General features: G+C 40.5%; 21 protein-coding genes. 12 read left to right on the top strand and 9 right to left on the bottom strand.

Going from position 1 to position 21,615, the window contains the following annotated elements; all coding sequences use genetic code 11:
• Positions 1–56 precede the first annotated feature (56 nt).
• Positions 57–1,916, top strand: a complete 1,860-nt coding sequence (locus ACM5QX_RS23175) for a DUF262 domain-containing protein (protein WP_414755703.1) — start codon at positions 57–59, stop codon at positions 1,914–1,916.
• A gap of 52 nt (positions 1,917–1,968) precedes the next feature.
• Here the strand turns inward: ACM5QX_RS23175 and acnB are convergent, their stop codons facing one another.
• The gene (acnB, locus tag ACM5QX_RS23170) at positions 1,969–4,629 is read right to left on the bottom strand and encodes a bifunctional aconitate hydratase 2/2-methylisocitrate dehydratase (RefSeq protein WP_414755702.1); all 2,661 of its coding nucleotides are present in this window, start codon (positions 4,627–4,629) and stop codon (positions 1,969–1,971) included.
• Between the two features lie 286 nt (positions 4,630–4,915).
• On the opposite strand from acnB, the gene ACM5QX_RS23165 reads away from it, so the two are divergent.
• From ACM5QX_RS23165 to ACM5QX_RS23150, 4 genes are all read left to right on the top strand, one after another.
• Complete coding sequence (locus tag ACM5QX_RS23165) at positions 4,916–5,230, top strand: 2Fe-2S iron-sulfur cluster-binding protein (RefSeq protein WP_414755701.1); 315 nt, start codon at positions 4,916–4,918, stop codon at positions 5,228–5,230.
• A 148-nt stretch (positions 5,231–5,378) separates the two neighbouring features.
• Positions 5,379–5,561: a hypothetical protein gene (locus ACM5QX_RS23160; RefSeq protein ID WP_414755700.1), complete on the top strand. Its 183-nt coding sequence runs from the start codon at positions 5,379–5,381 to the stop codon at positions 5,559–5,561.
• Positions 5,562–5,809: 248 nt separating this feature from the next.
• Positions 5,810–6,844 carry a DUF3326 domain-containing protein gene (locus ACM5QX_RS23155; protein WP_414755699.1) on the top strand — a complete coding sequence of 345 codons (1,035 nt, stop codon included), beginning with the start codon at positions 5,810–5,812 and terminating at the stop codon, positions 6,842–6,844.
• Positions 6,845–6,926: 82 nt separating this feature from the next.
• Entirely contained in the window at positions 6,927–7,508 is a 582-nt protein-coding gene (locus ACM5QX_RS23150; RefSeq protein ID WP_414755698.1) for a lysostaphin resistance A-like protein, read from the top strand.
• Positions 7,509–7,666: 158 nt separating this feature from the next.
• On the opposite strand, the gene purN is transcribed toward ACM5QX_RS23150, so the two are convergent.
• Positions 7,667–8,323: a phosphoribosylglycinamide formyltransferase gene (purN, locus tag ACM5QX_RS23145; RefSeq protein ID WP_414755697.1), complete on the bottom strand. Its 657-nt coding sequence runs from the start codon at positions 8,321–8,323 to the stop codon at positions 7,667–7,669.
• Positions 8,324–8,507: 184 nt separating this feature from the next.
• On the opposite strand from purN, the gene ACM5QX_RS23140 reads away from it, so the two are divergent.
• The 5 genes from ACM5QX_RS23140 to ACM5QX_RS23120 all read left to right on the top strand — a co-directional run bounded on the left by ACM5QX_RS23140 (position 8,508) and on the right by ACM5QX_RS23120 (position 13,377).
• Positions 8,508–9,392: a carbohydrate ABC transporter permease gene (locus tag ACM5QX_RS23140; RefSeq protein WP_414755696.1), complete on the top strand. Its 885-nt coding sequence runs from the start codon at positions 8,508–8,510 to the stop codon at positions 9,390–9,392.
• A 156-nt stretch (positions 9,393–9,548) separates the two neighbouring features.
• Positions 9,549–10,604 carry a lysophospholipid acyltransferase family protein gene (locus ACM5QX_RS23135; RefSeq protein ID WP_414755695.1) on the top strand — a complete coding sequence of 352 codons (1,056 nt, stop codon included), beginning with the start codon at positions 9,549–9,551 and terminating at the stop codon, positions 10,602–10,604.
• Positions 10,605–10,898: 294 nt separating this feature from the next.
• Complete coding sequence (locus tag ACM5QX_RS23130; protein ID WP_414755694.1) at positions 10,899–11,615, top strand: choice-of-anchor E domain-containing protein; 717 nt, start codon at positions 10,899–10,901, stop codon at positions 11,613–11,615.
• Between the two features lie 157 nt (positions 11,616–11,772).
• Positions 11,773–12,252 (top strand): hypothetical protein, encoded by a 480-nt coding sequence (locus ACM5QX_RS23125; RefSeq protein ID WP_414755693.1) that lies wholly within the window; start codon positions 11,773–11,775, stop codon positions 12,250–12,252.
• A gap of 480 nt (positions 12,253–12,732) precedes the next feature.
• The gene (locus tag ACM5QX_RS23120) at positions 12,733–13,377 is read left to right on the top strand and encodes a DUF1361 domain-containing protein (RefSeq protein WP_414755692.1); all 645 of its coding nucleotides are present in this window, start codon (positions 12,733–12,735) and stop codon (positions 13,375–13,377) included.
• A gap of 13 nt (positions 13,378–13,390) precedes the next feature.
• Here ACM5QX_RS23120 and ACM5QX_RS23115 read toward each other — a convergent pair whose 3' ends face one another.
• On the bottom strand, positions 13,391–14,479 hold the full coding sequence (locus tag ACM5QX_RS23115; protein ID WP_414755691.1) for an AI-2E family transporter: 1,089 nt from the start codon (positions 14,477–14,479) through the stop codon (positions 13,391–13,393).
• A 23-nt stretch (positions 14,480–14,502) separates the two neighbouring features.
• On the opposite strand from ACM5QX_RS23115, the gene pdxH reads away from it, so the two are divergent.
• Positions 14,503–15,147, top strand: coding sequence for a pyridoxamine 5'-phosphate oxidase (gene pdxH, locus ACM5QX_RS23110; RefSeq protein WP_011317431.1), 645 nt, complete (start codon positions 14,503–14,505; stop codon positions 15,145–15,147).
• Positions 15,148–15,183: 36 nt separating this feature from the next.
• On the opposite strand, the gene ACM5QX_RS23105 is transcribed toward pdxH, so the two are convergent.
• The 4 genes from ACM5QX_RS23105 to ACM5QX_RS23090 all read right to left on the bottom strand — a co-directional run bounded on the left by ACM5QX_RS23105 (position 15,184) and on the right by ACM5QX_RS23090 (position 18,372).
• A complete protein-coding gene (locus ACM5QX_RS23105) occupies positions 15,184–16,044 on the bottom strand; it encodes a DUF3153 domain-containing protein (protein WP_414755690.1) in 861 nt (286 codons plus the stop codon).
• A gap of 78 nt (positions 16,045–16,122) precedes the next feature.
• The gene (locus ACM5QX_RS23100) at positions 16,123–16,644 is read right to left on the bottom strand and encodes a tetratricopeptide repeat protein (protein WP_414755689.1); all 522 of its coding nucleotides are present in this window, start codon (positions 16,642–16,644) and stop codon (positions 16,123–16,125) included.
• Between the two features lie 203 nt (positions 16,645–16,847).
• Entirely contained in the window at positions 16,848–17,741 is an 894-nt protein-coding gene (gene argB / locus ACM5QX_RS23095; RefSeq protein ID WP_414755688.1) for an acetylglutamate kinase, read from the bottom strand.
• An 82-nt stretch (positions 17,742–17,823) separates the two neighbouring features.
• Positions 17,824–18,372, bottom strand: coding sequence for a shikimate kinase (locus ACM5QX_RS23090; protein ID WP_414755687.1), 549 nt, complete (start codon positions 18,370–18,372; stop codon positions 17,824–17,826).
• Positions 18,373–19,822: 1,450 nt separating this feature from the next.
• Here ACM5QX_RS23090 and ACM5QX_RS23085 point away from each other — a divergent pair.
• Positions 19,823–20,017, top strand: coding sequence for a hypothetical protein (locus ACM5QX_RS23085; protein ID WP_011317426.1), 195 nt, complete (start codon positions 19,823–19,825; stop codon positions 20,015–20,017).
• A gap of 128 nt (positions 20,018–20,145) precedes the next feature.
• On the opposite strand, the gene ACM5QX_RS23080 is transcribed toward ACM5QX_RS23085, so the two are convergent.
• On the bottom strand, positions 20,146–20,811 hold the full coding sequence (locus ACM5QX_RS23080) for a LapA family protein (protein WP_414755686.1): 666 nt from the start codon (positions 20,809–20,811) through the stop codon (positions 20,146–20,148).
• Between the two features lie 175 nt (positions 20,812–20,986).
• Positions 20,987–21,610, bottom strand: a complete 624-nt coding sequence (locus tag ACM5QX_RS23075; RefSeq protein WP_011317424.1) for a flavin prenyltransferase UbiX — start codon at positions 21,608–21,610, stop codon at positions 20,987–20,989.
• Positions 21,611–21,615: the final 5 nt, after the last annotated feature.

The following is a 21,615-nucleotide window of genomic DNA, read 5'->3' as shown; positions in this document are numbered from 1 at the left end:
GATGATTATAGGCTATAACCGTAGTTATCCTGTATACAAGGTTAGATTCCAGATTTATGTCAGTTGCACCGAAAATTGAAGCAAGTAATTTAAGTATCGCTGATTTATTCAAAGAGTTCTATTCCGTACCAGCATTCCAAAGAGAATATGTATGGCAAAAATCCAATGTAGAAAAACTGCTTCAAGATATAGTATATGATTTATACGATGAAGAAGATTTAAAAGAAGATACAGAATATTTTTTAGGATCAATAGTTGTTTTCAGGGATAGTGATAGAACTTATCAGTTAATCGATGGACAGCAAAGATTAACAACGATATATTTGATATTTTGTATTATTCGCGATTGTCTAGCAGAATACAGTCAACAATCCAAAGCTTTAGAAAGTCTTCTCTCTGGAGTTTCTCAAGATTTAATAACTGGAGATGATATTAATAAATATCGATTGTCTCTCCAATATGATAGTGATGCTGCTGCTTTATTAGAAGCAATTGCCAATAATACAATAAAATGGAATGAAAGAAGTGGATATGCTTCTAGTTCAGCAGAAAAAATTCTTGATACTTACGATTTAATCAAGGAATTTGTTGAAGATAGATTTATTAATAATCCACAGGCTCTAAAACAGTTTTCATCAGGTTTAAGCAATAAGATTAAATTGATTAGAATTGAAACACCAAATTTAAAAAATGCTTTAAAAGTTTTTGAAACAATAAATGATCGAGGTGTTGGATTAACATCTATAGATTTATTAAAAAACTACCTTTTTATTAGTACTTCTAGAGATAAAGAGGATAATTCACATTGGCATAAACTTAAAATAAAATGGGATAAATTAATGAAAACTTTATATAAGCATAAAGAAGATCCATTAAGATTTTTACGATATTATGTAATGTCTCATTATGACGTAAATCTTCAAAACAATTTTCCTGAAGAGGATATTTATAATTGGTTTATTGAAGAAGGTAAAAAATACGGTATTTTTGAAAACCCTTTAAAGTTTGTTGAACAATTGATTAATGCTAGTGAACATTACTGTTATTTTAGTCAAGCCAAAAACACTGATGGTTCAGATAATCAATATCTCAAAAATATACAAATACTACAACAGCGATATAGACAGCATTTCATTTTGTTACTTTCCGGTAGACATCTCAGCAAAGAATTATTCATAAACCTATGTCTTTACGTAGAAAATCTACTCTTCTTTTACACAATTACTCGTTCAAGCCGACGTAGAGATATTAATGTCATACGTAGTTTTTCACAGTGGAGTAAAAAGTTACGCGAAATTTGCAATGAAGAACAATTTGTACACTTTATAAAAGAACATTTTGTTCCAGAGTTTGTGTCTATGCGTGATGATTTTGAACTGACATTTCGTGAACTAACTGATTCAAAAATTGCCAAATTTAGATTACGTTATATACTTGCCAAAATAAACCAGTATATAGATGATATGGTCTATAGTAATTCTAAACCTTTAGAATGGTATTTAAACAAGGCTAATCATATTGAACACATACTACCACAATCAATTAGTACGGATGTAATCAATGTTTTTGATAAGCCTAATGAATACAAATCTTATGCTCAAAAGCTTGGAAATCTCACTTTATTAGAAAAAACCATAAATACTTCGGTTTCTGATAAACCATATACGCAAAAAAAGTCAGGTTATAGAGAATCACAAATTTTTACCACTCGCTCGTTAGTAGAAAAGCCTAATGTTGGCAACAATACTCAATTGAATCGTGCAATTCAACTATTGGATATTCAACAATTTGAAGATTGGAACTCAGAGTCAATAGAAAAACGCCAAGAAATACTTACTCAGGTTGCTAAACGAGTTTGGGGACTAGAATCTGGAGGAATATATGTTTGGAGTTCAGAAATTGAACCTAATTTTTAACGTAAAAGTATGATCTTGGGAGTAGGGCGGAGATTACCCACCCTACTATTATCTACCTCGCTGCTGTAGGCATACCCAAAATATCCTCAAGCTTGGGCATATCTTCCAACGGAATCACGCGCCCTTCATCCTCAAAACCGGCGATTTGATCAAAGTTCAAATACCGATATAAATTATCAGCAAAAGGATGAATCTTATTCGCCACAATATCAAGATATTCCTGTACTGTGGGAATGCGTCCTAACAACGCGCAAACGGCGGCTAATTCAGCAGAACCTAAATACACTCGCGCACCTTTACCCATACGGTTATTAAAGTTGCGGGTGGAGGTGGAAAATACTGTAGTTCCGTCAGCAACTCGCGCCTGATTTCCCATACACAAACTGCAACCAGGCATTTCAGTTCTTGCACCAGCCGCACCAAAAATACTGTATACACCTTCTTCTTTTAATTGGTGTTCATCCATGCGGGTTGGTGGTGCTATCCACAGGCGAGTTTTGACTTCTCCTGCACCTTCTAAAACTTTCGCTGTTGCACGATAATGACCGATGTTTGTCATACAAGAACCAAGGAAAACTTCTTGTACTGGATCATTAGCAACTTCCGATAATAACTTAACATTATCGGGGTCATTGGGAGCAGCGACAATTGGTTCTTTGATGTCGTTTAAATCAATTTCAATGATGGCTGCATACTCCGCATCTGCATCGCCTTCTAATAACACGGGGTTGGCTAACCATTCTTCCATTTTGGCGATACGGCGTAGGAGGGTGCGGGAATCTTGATAACCCCGTGCGATCATGTTCTTCAGTAGGGCTACATTGGAACGCAGATATTCAGCGACTGTCTCCACACTCAATTTAATGGTGGAACCTGCACAAGAGCGTTCGGCGGTAGCATCGGTAAGTTCAAAGGCTTGTTCGACTTTCAAATCTGGTAAGCCTTCAATTTCCATGATGCGCCCAGAGAAGATGTTTTTCTTGTTCTCCTTCTCGACTGTCAGCAAACCTTGTTGAATGGCGACGTAAGGAATGGCGTTGACAATATCTCGCAGGGTAATTCCTGGTTGCAATTCGCCTTTGAATCTGACTAAAACTGATTCTGGCATATCCAATGGCATCACACCCAACGCGCCAGCAAAGGCGACTAAACCGGAACCTGCGGGGAAGGAAATACCCAAGGGGAAGCGAGTATGAGAGTCGCCACCTGTACCTACGGTGTCGGGTAATAGCATCCGGTTGAGCCAAGAGTGAATGATACCATCACCGGGACGCAAGGCTACACCAGCGCGGGAGGAGAAGAAATCTGGTAGTTCGTGGTGGGTTTTGATGTCTACGGGTTTGGGATAGGCGGCGGTATGACAGAAGGTTTGCAGGACTAAATCAGCACTGAAACCTAAACAAGCCAGTTCTTTTAATTCGTCGCGGGTCATAGGGCCGGTGGTATCCTGGGAACCAACGGTAGTCATGATGGGTTCGCAGGATGTCCCCGGACGCACACCAGGTAAACCGCAGGCTTTACCTACCATTTTCTGTGCAAGAGTGTAGCCTTTGCCTGTGTCTGCTGGTAGTTGGGGACGGATAAATAAGGTGCTGGGTTCTAAACCAAGGGCTTGGCGTGTTTTGTCGGTGAGGGTACGGCCGATGAGTAGGGGGATGCGTCCACCGGCGCGGACTTCATCGAGGATGGTGTCTGGTTTGAGGGTGAAGGTAGAAATAACTTCGCCGTCTTCGTTGGTGATTTCGCCTTTGTAGGGATAGATGGTAATCACCATACCAGTTTCTAATTTGGTGACATCGCATTGTATAGGCAAAGCACCGGCATCTTCAGCTGTGTTGAAAAAGATGGGAGCGATCGCACCACCTAAAATATACCCCCCAGCGCGTTTGTTGGGTACATAAGGAATATCTTCGCCTGTGTGCCACAAAACTGAGTTGATTGCCGATTTACGAGAAGAACCAGTACCGACTACATCACCGACGTAAGCAACGGGATGTCCTTTTTTCTTCAACTCAGTAATAGTTTCTAAGCTTCCTGGTTGCCTTGACTCTAGCATTGCTAAAGCGTGTAAGGGAATATCTGGGCGGGTAGTGGCGTGGGTGGCGGGGGATAAGTCGTCAGTGTTGGTTTCCCCTGGTACTTTAAAGACGGTGACGTTGATATATTCTGGCAGTTGGGGGCGAGATGTAAACCACTCGGCTGCTGCCCAGGAATCAACTACCCGTTTAGCATAGGGGTTAGTTTTTGCTAATTCCAAAATATCGTGAAAAGCATCATACACTAGCAAGGTTTTGCTGAGGGCGGCAGCGGCGTAGGCTGCTATGGGTTCTTTGCCTTCTCCACCCATAACTAAGGGTGTTTCGGAAGAGTCGGAGACGGAGACGGTGGCAAATTGCAGCAACTCGATTAAGGATTGGACATTGTAGCCGCCTACCATTGTTCCCAACAACTGCACCGCGTCTATGGACGAAATGATGGGACTTTTAACTTCTTGTTTGGCAATGGCCGTGAGAAATCCAGCTTTGACGTAAGCCGCCGGATCAACACCAGGGGAAACGCGATCGCGCAATAAATGTAATAATGTATCTTCTTCACCCTTTGGTGGATTCTTCAGCAATTCACATAATTCTGAAGTTTGTTTTGCATCCAACGGTAAGGGAGGAATGCCTAGTGCTGCTCTTTCGGCAACGTGTTGACGGTATGATTCCAGCATTGTTTACTCCAAGATGTTTGGTTTAACTTTCGGCAAATTTTATAATCACTCTCTAGGTCGCAGGAGAATATCACCTTATCAGTCTTTCCCGGCAGAACTAAGAAAAAGTGAAATTCCTTACTTTATTTTTTTGTCTGGCAAGGACTTATAATTATTACTGTATAGCTACTTTCGCAGTTAAAGCTATTTGCAAATAATTCCTCTGTTGCCCTTGCACTATTTGATTGGCTACCTATTTATAAGATAAGATATTTCATTTGTCATTTGCTTCACTCTGATTTTGTATATGTCTAAAACATACACCGTTGAAATTCATCACCAAGGCAAAACCCACACTTTACAAGTTCCTGAAGATAAAACCATTTTATCAGTTGCAGATGAACAAGGGTTAGATTTACCTAGTTCTTGCCATGCTGGTGTTTGTACAACTTGTGCTGGTCAAATTATTACCGGAACTGTAGATCAAACTGATGGTATGGGGGTTAGCCCAGAACTACAACAACAAGGTTACGCATTACTTTGTGTAGCCTATCCTCGTTCCGATTTGAAAATTGAAACCGAAAAAGAAGACACTGTTTATCAAAAGCAATTCGGTAAGTAAGATAATTTTGGTAATAGGTAATAGTAAAAAACAATTACCTATTCGCTATTACCCATTACCATTTACACCAACTATAAAATCAACTCAGTATTTGCATAGGGCTGAAATCGGTTATTCTAGAAGCTACAAATCAACTGGATTGACAGCGATGACAACTCATTTTATCAGTGTAGAAATCGACATCCAAGAAACACCCACAGAGTTGCAACAAGCCATTGAGGCTGAGTTGCAAAAGCAAGGTGAACCTCTGCGTTGGGCGATTACTGCTGTAGATGATGAACAGCAAAAGGCGACAGTAGAAGCTGTGGTTACTACTGCTAGTGCTGAGTAGGGAGTTTTCAGGGAACACCAAAAAACAAATTATTCCAAATTGACGGTTAGTAGGGTGCGTCAGCATGAATAATTTCTTGTCACAGCTAAGTTTTTTCGCACTGACGCACCCTACATTTTGGACATTTTTTTATCCGGAAGTCCCTAAGTGCTGAGTATTGATAAATATTGGGGGTTAAAGTGTCTCCAATTGGAAATTAACCCATCCATCCGCAATAATTTTTAAGCTACATTAACTCAGCACTGAATATGAATCGTCCTTACACTGCTATCTTGATTGTACCTACTGGTATTGGTGCAGCGATTGGGGGATATGCGGGGGATGCTTTACCTGTTGCTAGATTAATAGCACAGGTTTGCGATCGCCTGATCACTCACCCCAATGTTCTTAACGGTGCTAGTTTATACTGGAATATCCCTAACTCTTTCTATGTGGAAGGTTATGGACTTGACAAATTTGCTGCCGGATGCTGGGGTTTGCGCCCCGTACGCAATAATAAAGTTGGGTTACTTTTAGACCAAGGTATTGAGCCAGATTTAAGACTACGACACCTACAAGCAGCCGATGCAGCGCGCGCAACTTTAGGCTTAACCATCACAGATCATGTAATTACAGATGCGCCCTTGAATGTAGAATTACGAACTGCACCATCAGGCGCAAGTTGGGGGACAATTGGCAACCCCGATAGTTTATTACGAGCTGCGGAAATATTAATTAACAAAAACGGGGCAGAAGCGATCGCAGTTGTCGCCCGTTTCCCGGATGATATGAATGAGGAAGCAGCACAAAACTATCGCCACGGTAAAGGTGTAGACCCCATAGCTGGTGCAGAAGCAGTCATTAGCCATTTAGTAGTCAGAAACTTTCACATTCCTTGCGCCCATTCCCCCGCTTTAGCACCAGAACCGCCATATCCAGGCTTATCCCCCCGTTCTGCGGCAGAAGAATTAGGTTATACTTTCTTACCGAGCGTACTCGTAGGTTTAAGCCGCGCACCACAATTTATATTAAAGAAAGAGTTAAGCCAATCTCACCTAGAAGACATTTGGGCAGAGCAAGTGGATGCTATTATCATGCCAGCAACAGCCTGCGGTAGCAGCGCCTTACTCAGCCTAAGCCAAAAGCAATGCCAGATTATCACTGTAGAGGAAAATCAAACCCAAATTCAAGTCCCTGCCCAAGCCTTAGGAATTAAATCCACACAAGTAAAATCTTATTTAGAAGCAGTCGGCTTCATAGTAGCCCACAAAGCAGGCATTAATCCAAAGTCTCTTTGTCAATAGTCAATAGTCAATAGTCCATAGTCAATAGTCCATAGTCCATAGTCCATTTTCTTCCCCCAATCCCCAATCCCCTAAAACACCTGTGGTTGAACAACAAAAACAAGAACCAGAAATTCCATACTTAACACGTACCCAAGTGCTAGTGGCGATGGGTGTAACTGCCGTCTTGTTGTGGACAGTTGCTAAACTATGGTTACGCTTTGGGAACTTTTTGTTATTTGAATGGCATTGGTACCCAAGAGATTTTTTGCTGGGGCTTGGTGTAGGGTTAATTATTACTGTTTTAAGTGGGCTAGCTTATAGTTTTTGGAAGGCATACCGCAGAAGCGCCGACTATTACTTAGAATTAGTGCTGAAACCTTTAGCCTGGCCAGACTTAATTTGGTTGGGGTTACTACCAGGATTAAGTGAAGAATTATTATTTCGCGGTGTTATGTTACCCGCTTTAGGCTTAGATCATTTCGCCGTTATTGGTTCTAGTTTATGCTTTGGTATTCTGCACCTGAGTGGTTCCCAACAATGGCCTTACGTAATTTGGGCAAGCATTGTTGGGGTAATACTGGGGTACAGTGCCTTGTGGAGTGGTAACTTGCTAGTGCCAATTGTGGCTCATATCATGACCAATTTGGTTTCTAGTTGTTTGTGGAAACTGCGCCAGTCGTAGAACACAACACTTCCGTTAAATTAGCTAGGACTTACGCACACAGATTGTCTGTTGAGACCGGGTGTAAGGGTGTAAGAGTGTAAGGGTTTCAAATATTTATACCCCTATACCCCTATACCCCTATACCCTTCCTTCTCCAAACCCTTGATCTTTCGTTTTCATGCGTAAGTCCTATTAGTCTGAGTCGCCAGAGCGATCGCCTGTGGTAATATACGGTGTTCCTGAATCTGAATTCTGGCGTGGAGTGTTTCTGCTGTGTCATCGGTTAATATTGGCACGGCCGCCTGCATCAAAATCGGCCCGCTATCCACTTCTAGAGAAACTAAATGCACTGTGCAACCTGTAATTTTTACCTGAGCCTCTAAAGCTTGTTCCACAGCATGAATGCCTTTAAAACTAGGTAACAAACTAGGGTGAATATTAATAATGCGTCGGGGAAAGGCATCAATTAAAACCGATGTCACCACACGCATCCAACCAGCTAAAACTATCCATTCCACATCATATTGACGTAGAGTTTCAACAATTTTTTGATCAAGAACTTCCCGATTTTTGTATTCACGGTGATTTAACAAAACCGTTTCTATTCCTCTATTAGCTGCTCTAGTTGCTGCTTTAGCCGTGGGATTATTGTAAATTAAAACTTGGATTTGGGCATTGAGTTGCTGGTCTTCAATAGCTTGAGCAACTGCCTCAAAATTGCTACCACTACCAGAAGCCATTACCCCCAGTTTCACAGGAGCGCCATGAGACAATTGGTGTGTATTAATGCTGGGAGAAACAAGGCTAAAGGTAGAATCAGGGCGGAGGGTCATAAACAATTCAAAATTAGGGACTGGGGATTGGGGACTGGGGATTGGGGACTAGGGACTAGGGAGGTAGGAGGAAGAAAATTGACCATTGACTACTGACTACTGACTACTGACTACGCGTAAGTCCTAAATTTCTTTTACCTAGACCCTTACACCCATTTTCAAGACAGCTGAGAGGAAAATTATAATGCCAAAAATATCCACTAAGTCATGGTTAGACAATGATACATTCGCCGCTTGGACTTTTCTTGCCCCGGCTGTAATTTTGTTGGGTTTATTTGTCCTGTGGCCTATTGCCTATTTGTTTTATCTAAGCTTTACTGCCGGTAGTTTCACTTCCACAGGTACATATTGGGTAGGTTTCAAGAACTACTGGCGATTGTTACTTAACCCTGATTTTTGGCAAGTTATTGGCAACACCGTCTACTTTACCGTAGCTTCTGTAATCCCCAGTTTAGTGATTCCTTTGGGACTGGCAGTTTTATTGAACCGTTCTATGGCCTTGCGAGGGGTACTGCGTAGCGCCTATTTTCTACCATCAATCATTTCTTTGGTTGCTGCTGGTTTAGGCTTTCGTTGGTTGTTTCAAACCTCTGGCCCAATAAACGCATTTTTAAATATATTTGGCATCCCAGCAATTTCTTGGTTAGGCGATACATTTTGGGCAATGCCTGTACTAATTATTTTAAGTATTTGGAAACAACTAGGGTTTAATATGGTGGTGTTCTTGGCAGGGTTGCAAGCCATTCCCCCCAGTCGCTACGAAGCCGCAGAATTAGATGGTGCCAATGGTTGGCGACAATTTTGGCATATCACCCTACCAGGATTAAGACCCACTTTAATATTTGCCACTGTCACCACAGCTATTTTCACATTGCGGAGTTTTGAGCAAGTTTACGTAATGACTGGTGGAGGCCCCTTAAATACAACCAACTTACTGGTTTACTACATTTACCAAGAAGCTTTCGGACAATTCGATTTTGGTTACGCCGCCGCCGCCGCAACAGTACTGTTAGCTATGGCTTTGGTTCTTGTGTATTTGCAATTGCGTACTTGGGAAGAAGAAGTATAAGTTGGGTAATGGATGATTGGAGTATTTCCTAAATCATCACCTCTGATTTCATAGAAAATGTAGTAAATTTTACGTCTATGGTCGGATACAAATGATAAATTTTTCAGGCTAGTATGTTTTCCTGATAAAACTTTTACCTTTGAATATTAAGTATTTGTGATTAATCAACCATCTGAAAGTTTGATAAATACTCACTTAGATCAGAATATCAACCGGGGGTATAAATTTAGCTGGTTTGATCGGCTCTGTTTGTGGTATCCTCCTGGCTGGTTGATTTTATTTAACCGTCACTGGCAACATTATCATCAAGACCCAGATGGATGGAATTGGTTAGAATATCTGCTGTTTTTAATTCCTTGCGGATTTTATGTAGCATTGTTCAGTAGATGGTTGCGTCTGGGTTGTCGTTCTCCCAGAACAGAGGCTGAGGAATTTAACCCCAATTATCAACAGGCTTTTCGGGAAGAGATTTTAGCCCCAATTGTGCAGCATTATTTCCGTGGGGAATTGCATCAAGTTGAAAATTTACCATCAACAGGCCCGATGATTGTGGCGATGAATCATGCAGGGATGTGTTTCCCTTGGGATTTTATTAGTTTGGGTTATTTATTAGGTCAAACAAGAGGTTGGATAGCCCAACCAATAGCAGAGGGGTCATTATTTGAACATCCTTGGATGGTGTGGTGGCTACCTCCCAAATGGTCGCAGGTTTTGGGTGCAGTCCGGGCTGATTTGAGTGATTTTGAAGCAGCCGTAGCACAGGGTAAAATTCTGTTATATGCGCCCGAAGGAATACGGGGGCCTTGTAAAGGCTGGCGACAACGTTACCAACTACAGAAGTTTGATTTGAGTTTTGTACAGTTAAGCGATCGCTATCATATCCCCATTCTCCCTGTGGTCTGTATCGGTAGCGAATCTTTACATCCTTGGACGATTAATTTAAAAAAATTACGCAAACTGTTTAAACTACCATTTTTACCGATATCACCTTTAATATTCGCTTTAATTGTTTTCCCTTCAATGGGTGTTTGGGCTATGAGAACTCGCTTACATTACTTTGTTGAGCCTGTGGAAAAATTAAATGACAAAGTATTTGATTGTGTTTCCAGTCAGGAACGTAAGTTAGTTTATCAACGTACTAAACAATTCCAACAACGATTACAATTTCGCGTGAATCAATTATTAAATAAAAAATTGGATGTGCTGGAATAGGCATTTCCCAGCAAAACCGTGATACTACGTATATCTTATAAATTGATCAATAAGTAAATACAAATACACTGATAAAATAGCCAGATTACGAGAATTTACTAGCAGACATTCTTAGTGAAGATAGAAGCGAAATGTTTACCAGGCAAGAATCACCCGGATGTATTCTAACAATTTGACAGGTTGATAAAGCTTCACAAAAACTTAAGTATATTTATCAACCCGGTAAACAAGATTCCAGCGTTAAAAATAAGTTAGTCATCATTGCAATTCTTTTTTAGCTAACTTAATTTACCCATGACAACAACACTGTTTAAAACACTAGGTGCTGCTACAACCCTCGCTGGAATTATTGCTACTGCTGGATCTGCTAGTGCAGCCTCACTCAGCTACACAAGTTCTACAGCTTTCGAGACTACAGATATCGAGAATTCTATTCTTGGGGTACAAAAGTTTAACTCTTCTCTTGGTACTCTCCAAAAAGTAACTCTAAATTTTGTCGGCGACTTAACTGGAAATGCAGAGTTTGAAAACAAAAGCAGAAACGCTTCTACAATAACAGTAAAGCTAAATGCTAACCTCTCTTTATCACAACCGGATCTTGTACCACAAACTCCGTTGTTGCTTGATCCAGAAAATCTTTATACTTACCAAGTTGCAGCCTATGACGGTACGGACGATAAGGCTGGGGCTTCAGGTAGGAAGATTAATACTCTAGCTGCGACAAAATCTACAACCTCAGTCTTTACTGATACCCAGTTTTTGCAAGCATTTACTGGTACTGGTAATATAGACTTTTTATTCTCAGCCTTTGCTAATTCAATTGTTACCGGCTCTGGTAACATCAGCAGTGGTATAGAAACTTTAGCCAAAGCTAGTGTCACAGTCACCTACGAATACGAGGAAGCAAAAACAGTACCTGAGTCCTCTACTGTACTAGGACTTGGTTTAATAGCTGGTCTTGGTTTATTGTCGCAACGCAAACAAAACTGGCTCAAAACATCAGGTTCATAGATATTTCGGCACAGGTTAAAGTTAGTTAGTGACCGAACTTGTGCCAGAAATTACTACTACTTCATAATTTTGATAATTAGAAAAACCCAGATGAGCCAACAACTGGGTTTTTTTATTAGCTATGATTGTCGAGATTCGATTGTCATTTGGAGAATGTATGTCGGCTTGGCGCAAATATAATCTTATTATTCCTATTGGTATAACTATCTCTGTATTGCTTACTGGTTGTTTTGAAGATAAAACCACCCAATGTCAGCGACTGATTCAGGTGGTGAATGCGGGAAATTCCCTGATTGAGCAAAACAAAGGACAACAAGTCATTACAAGCTTACAACTATCGAAGGATTTAGAAGCAATTACAACCTCTTTAGCAGAACTTAATTTCACAGACCCAAATCTGAAGGAATTTCAAACTGGTTTCATCAAAGTATTCCAAAATATTAGTCAGGCGATCGCCACAGCAGGTAAGGCGCTTGGTGCAGCTAAATTAGCGGAAGAATCACCCACAGGTAAGGAAAAACTCAAAAAGGCTAGAACAGAAATTGATACGGCTCTCACAAAAGTAGCAAATACTACTGGCAAAGAAGCAGATACCTTAGTTAAAGAATTAAATAAATACTGCAATCAGCCTGAGTAGGTGACTGATAAAACCACTTACTTTTGTTCAATTTCCCTCTTAATTACGGTGAATCATAAATTTTTCACAGATAATTCAGGAATTTTAAACTAGCAGATTGTAATTAACCTGGAAGCAAAATAAAGAGAGGTTGTTAGACGTTATTTTTACGTAGTTTTTAGTATTTTGTACTACAACTCTTGACAACTATTTTACGAGAAGAGCTTTACCACTAATAATTTTATCGCTATACTGTGGCTTGTCAGGATTCATCTATGTTGCTCACACAAAAACAAATATAAACTAAGAAATTGAAACCAATTTAAAGCATTAGTTATGAAAAGAGACTATAGGGTGGAAAATTTCGTTGGATCACGATTTTGTGATTAGTTTATATTCTCATTCATCTGGGAACTGTTATGTGTTTTTAAGTGTATAAAAATACACAATTATCTAGTAAATAAAATTCAGACTAATTATACCTTTTGAGAGCGAACAGCTATGAAAGAAGAATTATTAGCCAGAGTATTGCAAGTCTTGAGTATAAATATGCGTTGGATGACTTGGAATTTATTTTTGGCTTTTATACCTTTGCTTTTGAGTGTTTGGCTGTTCCGCACCAGAAGCGGACGTTCTTGGCTATGGTGGCTAGGATTTTTAGTTTTCTATGCTTTTTTACCTAACGCACCTTATTTATTAACTGATGTAATTCATTTAATACACGATATTCGCACCATTGAATCGGTATGGATGATTACCTTAGTACTAATTCCTGTTTATTTGTTGGTGACCTTAGCAGGATTTGAAGCTTATGTTATCTCTTTAATAAATTTAGGTTATTATTTACACCGCATTGAGAAAAGTGAATGGATTTTAAAGGTTGAATTAATCACTCATGCGTTGTGTGCGATCGGCATTTATTGGGGTAGATTTCTGCGATTTAATAGTTGGGATTTTATTACTCAACCAGATGCTGTATTGACCAGGGGTATAGAAGAACTTTTAGGAAAGCAGCCTTTGATTATTATTACTGCTAGTTTTGTGATTCTTTTAGTTTTGTACTTAATAATGAAACGAGTATCTTTAGGTTTTGTGATGCAGCGAAATAATCCGATAGGGAGAAGATCAGGGCGTACAGAATACTAATATTGACTATTAACTATTCATCATGAGGTGAGTCATGGTCAATAGTGACTGTTGACATAAAGTCATCTGACTTGCCACCCTTAAGAGCATCGAAAGTTCCTTTAATTGTGCCGGCAATAGGAACAGCAACTAGTGTTCCTAATAAACCTGCTATTTCATATCCCATCAAAATTGCTACAAAAATCCAAATAGGATTAAGTCCAATAAAGTTACCCAGTAACTTGGGGCCTAAGAGATTGTCTTTGATCTGCTGCATGATAATTGCGGCGATCGCCACTTGCACTGCTAACCACCAGTTTTGCAAAAGCACCAAAATTGTTACTGACCCAATACCTAAAGTTGCGCCAATAAAAGGAATGAGTTCAGAAATTCCAATGAGTATGGCAAATAACAAAGCAAAGGGTACTTTGAGGATGAGGAAAATAGGGGTAAGCGCGACAATCATGAATAACCCCAGCAATAACTGGCTGAGGAAAAAGTTTTGGAAGTTTAGCTGCAAAGATTTGGTTAAAGGGAGTCTGATTTTAGATGGTAGTAGATTCATCAGACCATACCAGACGCGATCGCCATATATCAGCATATAAAATGCCAGCACTACCACTAATATAAAATTGAGTAATCCTGAGAGCAATGTTCCAGCTAATCCCACCGCACCAGAAGCCAGTTGCTGCACTACACTTTGAATGCTAGCGTTTATTTGATTACTCACAACCCGCAAATCAAGGGGTAAACGTCGCTGCTTGGCAAATCTCTCAAAATGCTCTAAGTTTGCTTGACTAGCTGTTAACCAATCAGGAATCTTATTTAATAGTTGGACTGTTTGGTCAATCAGCATCGGCACTAAAGTAACTGCCAGAATGCCGAATAAAGTTAAGGTGACCAGCAGAACAATAACAACAGCTTGAGTGCGGGTAATTCTCGCCCGTTCAAAAAATTTTACTGGATAATTGAGTAAGAAAGCTAAAATCGCCGCCAGACTCAGAATTGTAAAAGGGCTTTGAAAATACCGAAAAAGTACGGACAATAGCCAGACATTCAGAGCGATAACCGGGCCGCTCAGACCATAAATGAGTAAACTTTGAAGGGATGAAGAACGGCGCATTGATGCAAAGGAACTAAATCATTATGGATAGAACCATAGCTGACCTCCGCAAGGATTATACCCTAGAGGCTTTAAGTGAAGTAGAAGTTGATACTAATCCTTTCAGACAATTTAAAAGGTGGTTTGAGCAGGCTTTAGCAGCTCAACTTCCAGAACCCAATGCTATGACTATCGCTACAAGTACACCAGATGGTCAACCTTCCGCGAGAATGGTACTGCTTAAAGACTTTGATGAACGGGGTTTTGTCTTTTTTACCAACTATAACAGTCGGAAAGGTCAAGAACTAGCTGAAAATCCCCAAGCAGCTTTGGTCTTTTGGTGGGCAGAATTAGAACGCCAAGTCAGAATTTCAGGTAGGGTAGAGAAGGTTTCAGAAAGCGAATCAGACTACTACTTCTACAGTCGTCCTGCTAATAGCCGACTGGGTGCATGGGTATCAAATCAAAGCGAAATCATCGCCAGTCGAGAAGTTCTAGAGCAAAGGATGCAGGAATTTCAGCATAAATATGAAAATCAGGAGATTCCTAGACCTTCCCACTGGGGGGGTTTGCGAGTGATCCCCTCACAGATAGAGTTTTGGCAAGGACGCTCTAGCCGCCTACACGATCGCCTGCTTTATACTCTTTTAAATGATGACAGTTGGGAAATTCACCGATTATCTCCTTAATATAAGGTGGTGCGCTAACTACTCAACACTCATCACCTATTCTGCTACGGCGGATTTGCTAGCTAATTGCAGTTTGGGGTCTGGCATAAATGTATACCTGAGGTAAAATCCACCCCAAACAAACAGGACAATTAACAAAGCACCAATACCCAAAGGACTGGGTAGCCAAAAGACTACTTCTATATGGTTGAGTTCACCGGGTTGCAATTGCCATACCAGCTGTCCGCTTTGCTTTTCTGGTGGGACGGATGTTTCTGTTCTTTGAATGCTTTTGGCTCCCCAAGGTGTTTTTAAGGCGAATTTTAAATCAAGAATGGAACCAGTATCTGTTAAAACATTACCTTTATTGGCGATTAAAGAGAGCGATCGCAAATCTAGGTCATAAATTAATTGATTTCTGACTACCAAAATAAAGTTATTTTGCGTCAATAACAAATTAGACTCTACTTTAGGAAATTCGGAATTTTCTGTACCTGCTTCAGTATCATTGGTTTGACGGGCGCGGGAATTAAAAAATTCGTTGAATTTTGTTTGTAATTCCTGACCATTACTAAAAGGAATCGTCACAATTACTTCTTCTGGAGAAATGCGTTTGGCATTGCCTTCTAGTTTACGGGCGCGGCGTTCTATGCTAGTTAACCATTCGTAAACATAATCACCACTAAAACTGGTCAGCCTATCTGCTAATTTGATATGCTGCACCAGTTGACCATGATTAGAATTATCAAAATCCACACCCACATCGTACTGCACACAGCCAGTTAATAGCAGTGATGTTAACAGCACTAATAAAAAAATGGGTTTGCGAAGTTTGTTTTTAGCACTTAAGTTTGGCAGAAAAAACTTATACTGTTTGCTTAATTTCCGAAAAAATTTGCCAAGATTAACATAATTCATTACTATATTCCTCCTCAAAAGTTACGGCACTTTGTGTGTCAGTTGTCAGTTGCCAATAGTTTTCTAGCCCCCTGGCTCCTAAAAACCCAGCCAAACCAGGTATGCAATAGTTAAACCAATCACAATTAAGGAAAGCCAGATAAAGCGATTATCTTTGGTATTTACCTGAGAAAGATCAACAAATTCAACTTCAGCAGGTGCTTTTTTTTCTGTAGGTTTACGTGGCTTGGCCATAACACGAGTTTTGGCTTCATTGTCAGACAGTGCGCCTAAATCAGGAATCTCTGTCATCCAATTGCTGGGTCTTTTCAATCTTGGTGCTTGCAGGATATAAAGCAAACGTCGGGCTTGTTGGCTAGTTTCTGAGTGGGGATGACGACGAAGTTGCTGACAAAGGGCGATCGCATCTTCAGTACGTCCTGCGGCTTCATAGGCTGTAACTAACCAAATTTCTACTTCACCCCCAAGGCGGGAGTTACGCGCGACTAAGGCGCTGGCTTTTTCGAGATTTTCTACCGCTTCTCGATATTGCCCATTTTCAAAAGCAAATTTACCCGCTTGATATCGAGTTTTAGCCAGTTCTAAACTTTCTGTACTCACTTTTGCCTACCGATCAGCACTAACTGGAAAATAGGGAGTGGGGGGTAGGGGGAAAGATTAGCCCCCATTACCAACTTACCCTCCGGGTACTCTTACGAGAACGCCTGCGGCGAACGCCAGTCCCCTACGGAGGGAAACCCTCCTACAGCACTGGATTCACCGCCTACAGGGCTGGACTCACCAATTACCCATACCCCTACAAATTAACTATACTGAGAACCGAGAATCATTGTCCCAATACCCACATCAGTAAAGATTTCCAGTAGTAAGGCGTGGGGAATACGGCCGTCTATAATGTGTGCGGCTCTGACTCCTTGAGCGAGCGATCGCACACAACAAGTAACTTTGGGGATCATCCCACCGCTAACAACACCACCATTAATTAATTCGCGGGCTTCCCGAATATCTACTTTGGGAATCAATGTTCCAGGGTCTTTATAATCTTTTAAAATACCTCTGGTGTCCGTTAATAAAATCAGTTTTTCTGCCCCTAAGGCAGCAGCAATTTCACCAGCTACAGTATCGGCGTTAATATTATAAGCCTGTCCCGATTCGTCGGCAGCAACGCTAGAAACGACGGGAATATAACCGTTACTTGCCAAAGTTTCCAAAATTTTGATGTTAACGTTACTCACTTCCCCGACAAAGCCAATACCTTCCTGACCTTGGGGACGGGCAGTAATTAAGTTACCATCTTTACCACAAAGTCCTACTGCCAAGCCGCCAGCTTGGTTAATCAGAGAGACAATTTCTTTATTAACTCGACCTACCAACACCATTTCCACCACATCCATTGTGGGAGCATCGGTGACTCGTAGACCGTTCTTAAACTGTGCTTCGATTCCCAACTTATCTAACCAACTGTTAATTTCCGGGCCGCCACCATGTACTAAGATTGGTCGCAACCCAACGCAGGATAAAAAGACAATATCGCGGATAACTTGGTCTTTGAGGTGGCTATCTTTCATAGCCGCACCACCATATTTAACAACAACGGTGCGACCGGCAAATTGTTGAATATAAGGTAGTGCTTCGCTTAGTACCTGCACACGAGTAGCTTCAGCTTGCCTGATATACTCAATATCGTTGACCATCATTGAGGAGCCGTGGATACTTATATATTTATGCAGTCAGTATAATTCGTAATTGTTGCTTTCATTGCGAATGACAAATTACGAATTACGAATGAGCGGCAGTTGGTTTCAAGACGCTGGGAATGACCTGCATAATTTTATTGGCAATTTGTTCTGGTGTTTCTTCTGCATTGACACAGATGCGTAAATCTGCTTGCGAATAAAGCGGTGTTCGTTGTTCTAGAAGCGATCGCAATTTGCCTTTAGGGTCATCATCCTGTAAAAGTGGTCTTGTTGTATCTGCCGCTAAACGTTCATAAAGTATATCTACTGGCACATCTAGCCACACAATTAAACCGTGGTGTAGGTAACTCCAGTTTTCTCGTCGCAACACAATACCCCCACCTGTCGCTACAGTCAACTTGGTATAGGAACAAACCTGCGCTAGCACATCGCTTTCTATCTGGCGAAATCCAGCTTCCCCTGCTTCGGCAAATATCTCGTTGATAGATTTTTTAGCAGCTTGGGCAATAACATTATCAGTATCTAAAAAGCCATAACCCAATTCCTGAGCGAGTAAATGTCCTACTGTAGTCTTACCAGCGCCCATCATACCGATTAAGTATAGGTTAACTCCCTGCAATAAACTACTCATTCTTGCTTAATTCTCCATTTTGCGACGACTTGTTTTTGTGTATCAGAATCTGGTGTGATGATTGAAAACAACCCCAGTAGAATGAGTGATGCCCAAGAAACCATAATACAATCAGCCTTACCCATCCCCGTATGAGTTTATCTAATATCTGCTTTAGGGTAGGTGCAAAAACTAGCGATCGCCAGGTAATATAATCAGGTCGTTTTTAAGTCTCTTGACCTTAATTGGTTGAAAAAGCCATTAACAATTTATAAGTAGCCATCATAAATTACATACACCAGAACGCATGAAAAAGGATCAAAGTATTTTCAAGTCAGAACGACTTGAAAACCCAAACCATGTTAAGTAATGTTCAAAAACTAACATTGAGTTTTTAGTCAGGGCTTTAGTTCTCATTACAGAACTTTAATGATCTACTCTGTTCTGCTTAGTAGTAAGCTACCGATTTCTGGTAAATAAGTTACTTGATATAAATTTTTGACTTTTATCGAAGTATCTTGTTTCCAGCCTCAGCATCTCTTCCCAGATTTTACAGACCCATTAAATAAATAAACCCTCACATAGCAATCCCATTGGATTCGTCATGACTTGGCCTGTGCGTGCACATAAAAATTCAGTCACCTTGGGGCTTAAGTAGAGTGATTAATGCCTAGAATCATGTGACAGTAGTTTATGTAACAGAAGGAACACAATGCACTACCTCCTTGAGGACAGGAAAAGTTTACAGGTGCAGTGCTTCCTCTAGATATATTTCAAGAATCACAAAGGAGTTCTATAGCAATACTGCTAAAACTTTGATTAAGAATATTCATAAGTTCTGCTGGGATAAAATTATGTGAATACTTATTCTTTGAGAATTTTTTCTAATTATATCTGAGGCTTTCCTTTATTGGATACTAATATATATGTATAATTTTTTGACTCTAAACTGTTTATAATCCCTATAAATTAATCTAGCTATCGATACTAGCTGTTATTATTACTATTAGATATGTATTCAATGTAACTTGGAAAATTTATTGACAATTATTACATACAGCCAAAATAGATTACAGGTAAATTTATAACTAATTTAATAACTTTTATGGGGTGGCTTCGTAGTAATGTATTAGGTATGGTTAGGTTTAAAGGAAATTTAATAAAACTTTTTTGAAACTTTAATCAACCAAGTTCAGTCAATATAAACAAGCCTTACTTTATCCTTTACGGAGCCACTTCAGTTGGACATAATACGGTGTTTTATACAGCACATGAACCATATTTTTACCTTTAGATTTAACTTGCTTTAATCAATATTTTTTAAAGACAAAGGTGTAAAAAATGACGACACTACTGTTAAAAGAGCATCAAACAGCTTTACCAAAATTGACAGTTTAGGTATAAACAATACTGCATATTCTCAGGTCGTTAGCTCAAATTAATTAATGTGGTGTGTAATGAGGCATCAACCATGACTCGAATTCGTGATGTTGTGCAACAAGCTTTAACAACAGGTTATCTCACAGTTGAAGCAGAAAACCAGCTACGTTACTTACTGACTACTCATTATGATTCGGAAGATTTAAACGCGTTCATGAGTTTGCAAGAAGCTGCTATGAACGGAAAAGTAAAGCAGGAATCTCGTGAACGATGTGGTGTTAAGTAAAAGTAGGGGGGTTTCCTGACTCGTTCGCAATAGCGTCTCGTAGAGAAGCACTCTGGCCTGTGTCAGGGAGAATTACATCTGGCTGTACATCCGGCTATAGCCAATACAAATCAGCACTTATAGCACTTTCATTCATCATCATCAAAACCCCAATCATCCTCATCATCATTGGCTACCTCTTTATTGGGTGGCTGATATGGAGGAATAATAACTCGGTAATCAGCATCATAAACAGATTCGCTCTTACCTGCTGCGGTGTTTTTTGGTTCTCGGTAACTGTAGGAATATGTAGAACCTGACTGAGAGGCGCTTTTAGGTTTTTGTGGACGCTCATAAGTTGAAGAATCTGGAAATGACTCAGCTTGAGAATTGGTACTTGGTGTATTGCCTGGCTTTTCTTCAAAATCCCAGTCATCATCTGCACCGTTACTTTCCCAATCATCAAATTCATCACGAGCCGCGTAGTTAGTTTTATTTGGCGGTGCTTGGCTAGATGGGGGAGGTGTAAATTCTTCTTTGCGGTTCGCTGTACTACGACTAGAGGTTGTGGTTGATTTAGGCGGGACTTGACGTGGTTGCCCCCCAAAATAATTGGATAATTTAAATAAGCTAGTTATTAATAAAGATGTGGCAGCACCAGCAACTGTACTAAACAGTATCCACAGAGCCAATGGTAACGGCTGGCTTCGCATCCCCAAAAACACTAGAGGTAAAACTGGCGACCAATTCTGCACTAACAAAAGTGTTAGTCCACCTAGTACTGTTACTAATAAAGTTAAGCGAATTACAGCCATAAAAATAATTCGTAATAGCCTGCGGTGAGGCTTCGCCTACGCGGTTTTCAATTATATCCCTATACCCCAACCGTTGTGCAGGTTGGGGTATTAGACCAGATCCTTTCAACAATTGTACAGACGAGATTCATCGCGTCTCTCGTTCGCGGAGCGTCCCGCACTTAAGCGCAATAAATTACACTTTACCTCCCTCCCATCGTTTTAGAGGTACGCAATCGATATCAAGTTGGTCTAAAGTACGAGCAACAACAAAATCAACTAAGTCCTCAATGGTTTGTGGGTTGTGATACCAAGCAGGGATGGCGGGGACAATGCGGACTCCAGTTTCAGCTAAGGTGGTTAAGTTGCGTAGGTGAATCAAGCTGAAGGGCGTTTCTCTGGGAACGATAACTAATTTACGTCCTTCTTTGAGATGCACATCAGCCGCCCGTTCTAGTAAGTCAGAACTCAAACCACCCGCTAGCTTGGCTACTGTACTCATACTACAAGGAATCACAATCATGCCTGAGGTGCGGAAGGAACCACTGGCGATATTGGCTCCTACATCGCTCCAAGGATGGCAACGCAGTTTGCCAGAGAGAGCAACCCCGGCTTGTTCTCGCCAGAATTGCTCTTGTTGTTTTGGTTCTGATGGCATCCGAGTTTCCTGTTCTGCTTGCCAAACCATGTAAGTTGATTTAGAGGCAACTAATTCAATTTCATAGTCGGCGGTGAGCAGATATTTAAGGGCGCGGACGGCGTAAATCAGTCCAGATGCTCCTGATACGCCGATAATCAGAGGTTTGTTATGTTGTGACACCAGAT

Origin of the sequence: Anabaena sp. CCY 9910 (assembly GCF_963920875.1) — a bacterium.
In the GTDB taxonomy this organism is placed as follows: domain Bacteria; phylum Cyanobacteriota; class Cyanobacteriia; order Cyanobacteriales; family Nostocaceae; genus Trichormus; species Trichormus variabilis.
The sequence above is the reverse complement of the archived record's forward strand: the minus strand, read 5'-3'. Positions and strand labels throughout refer to the sequence as shown.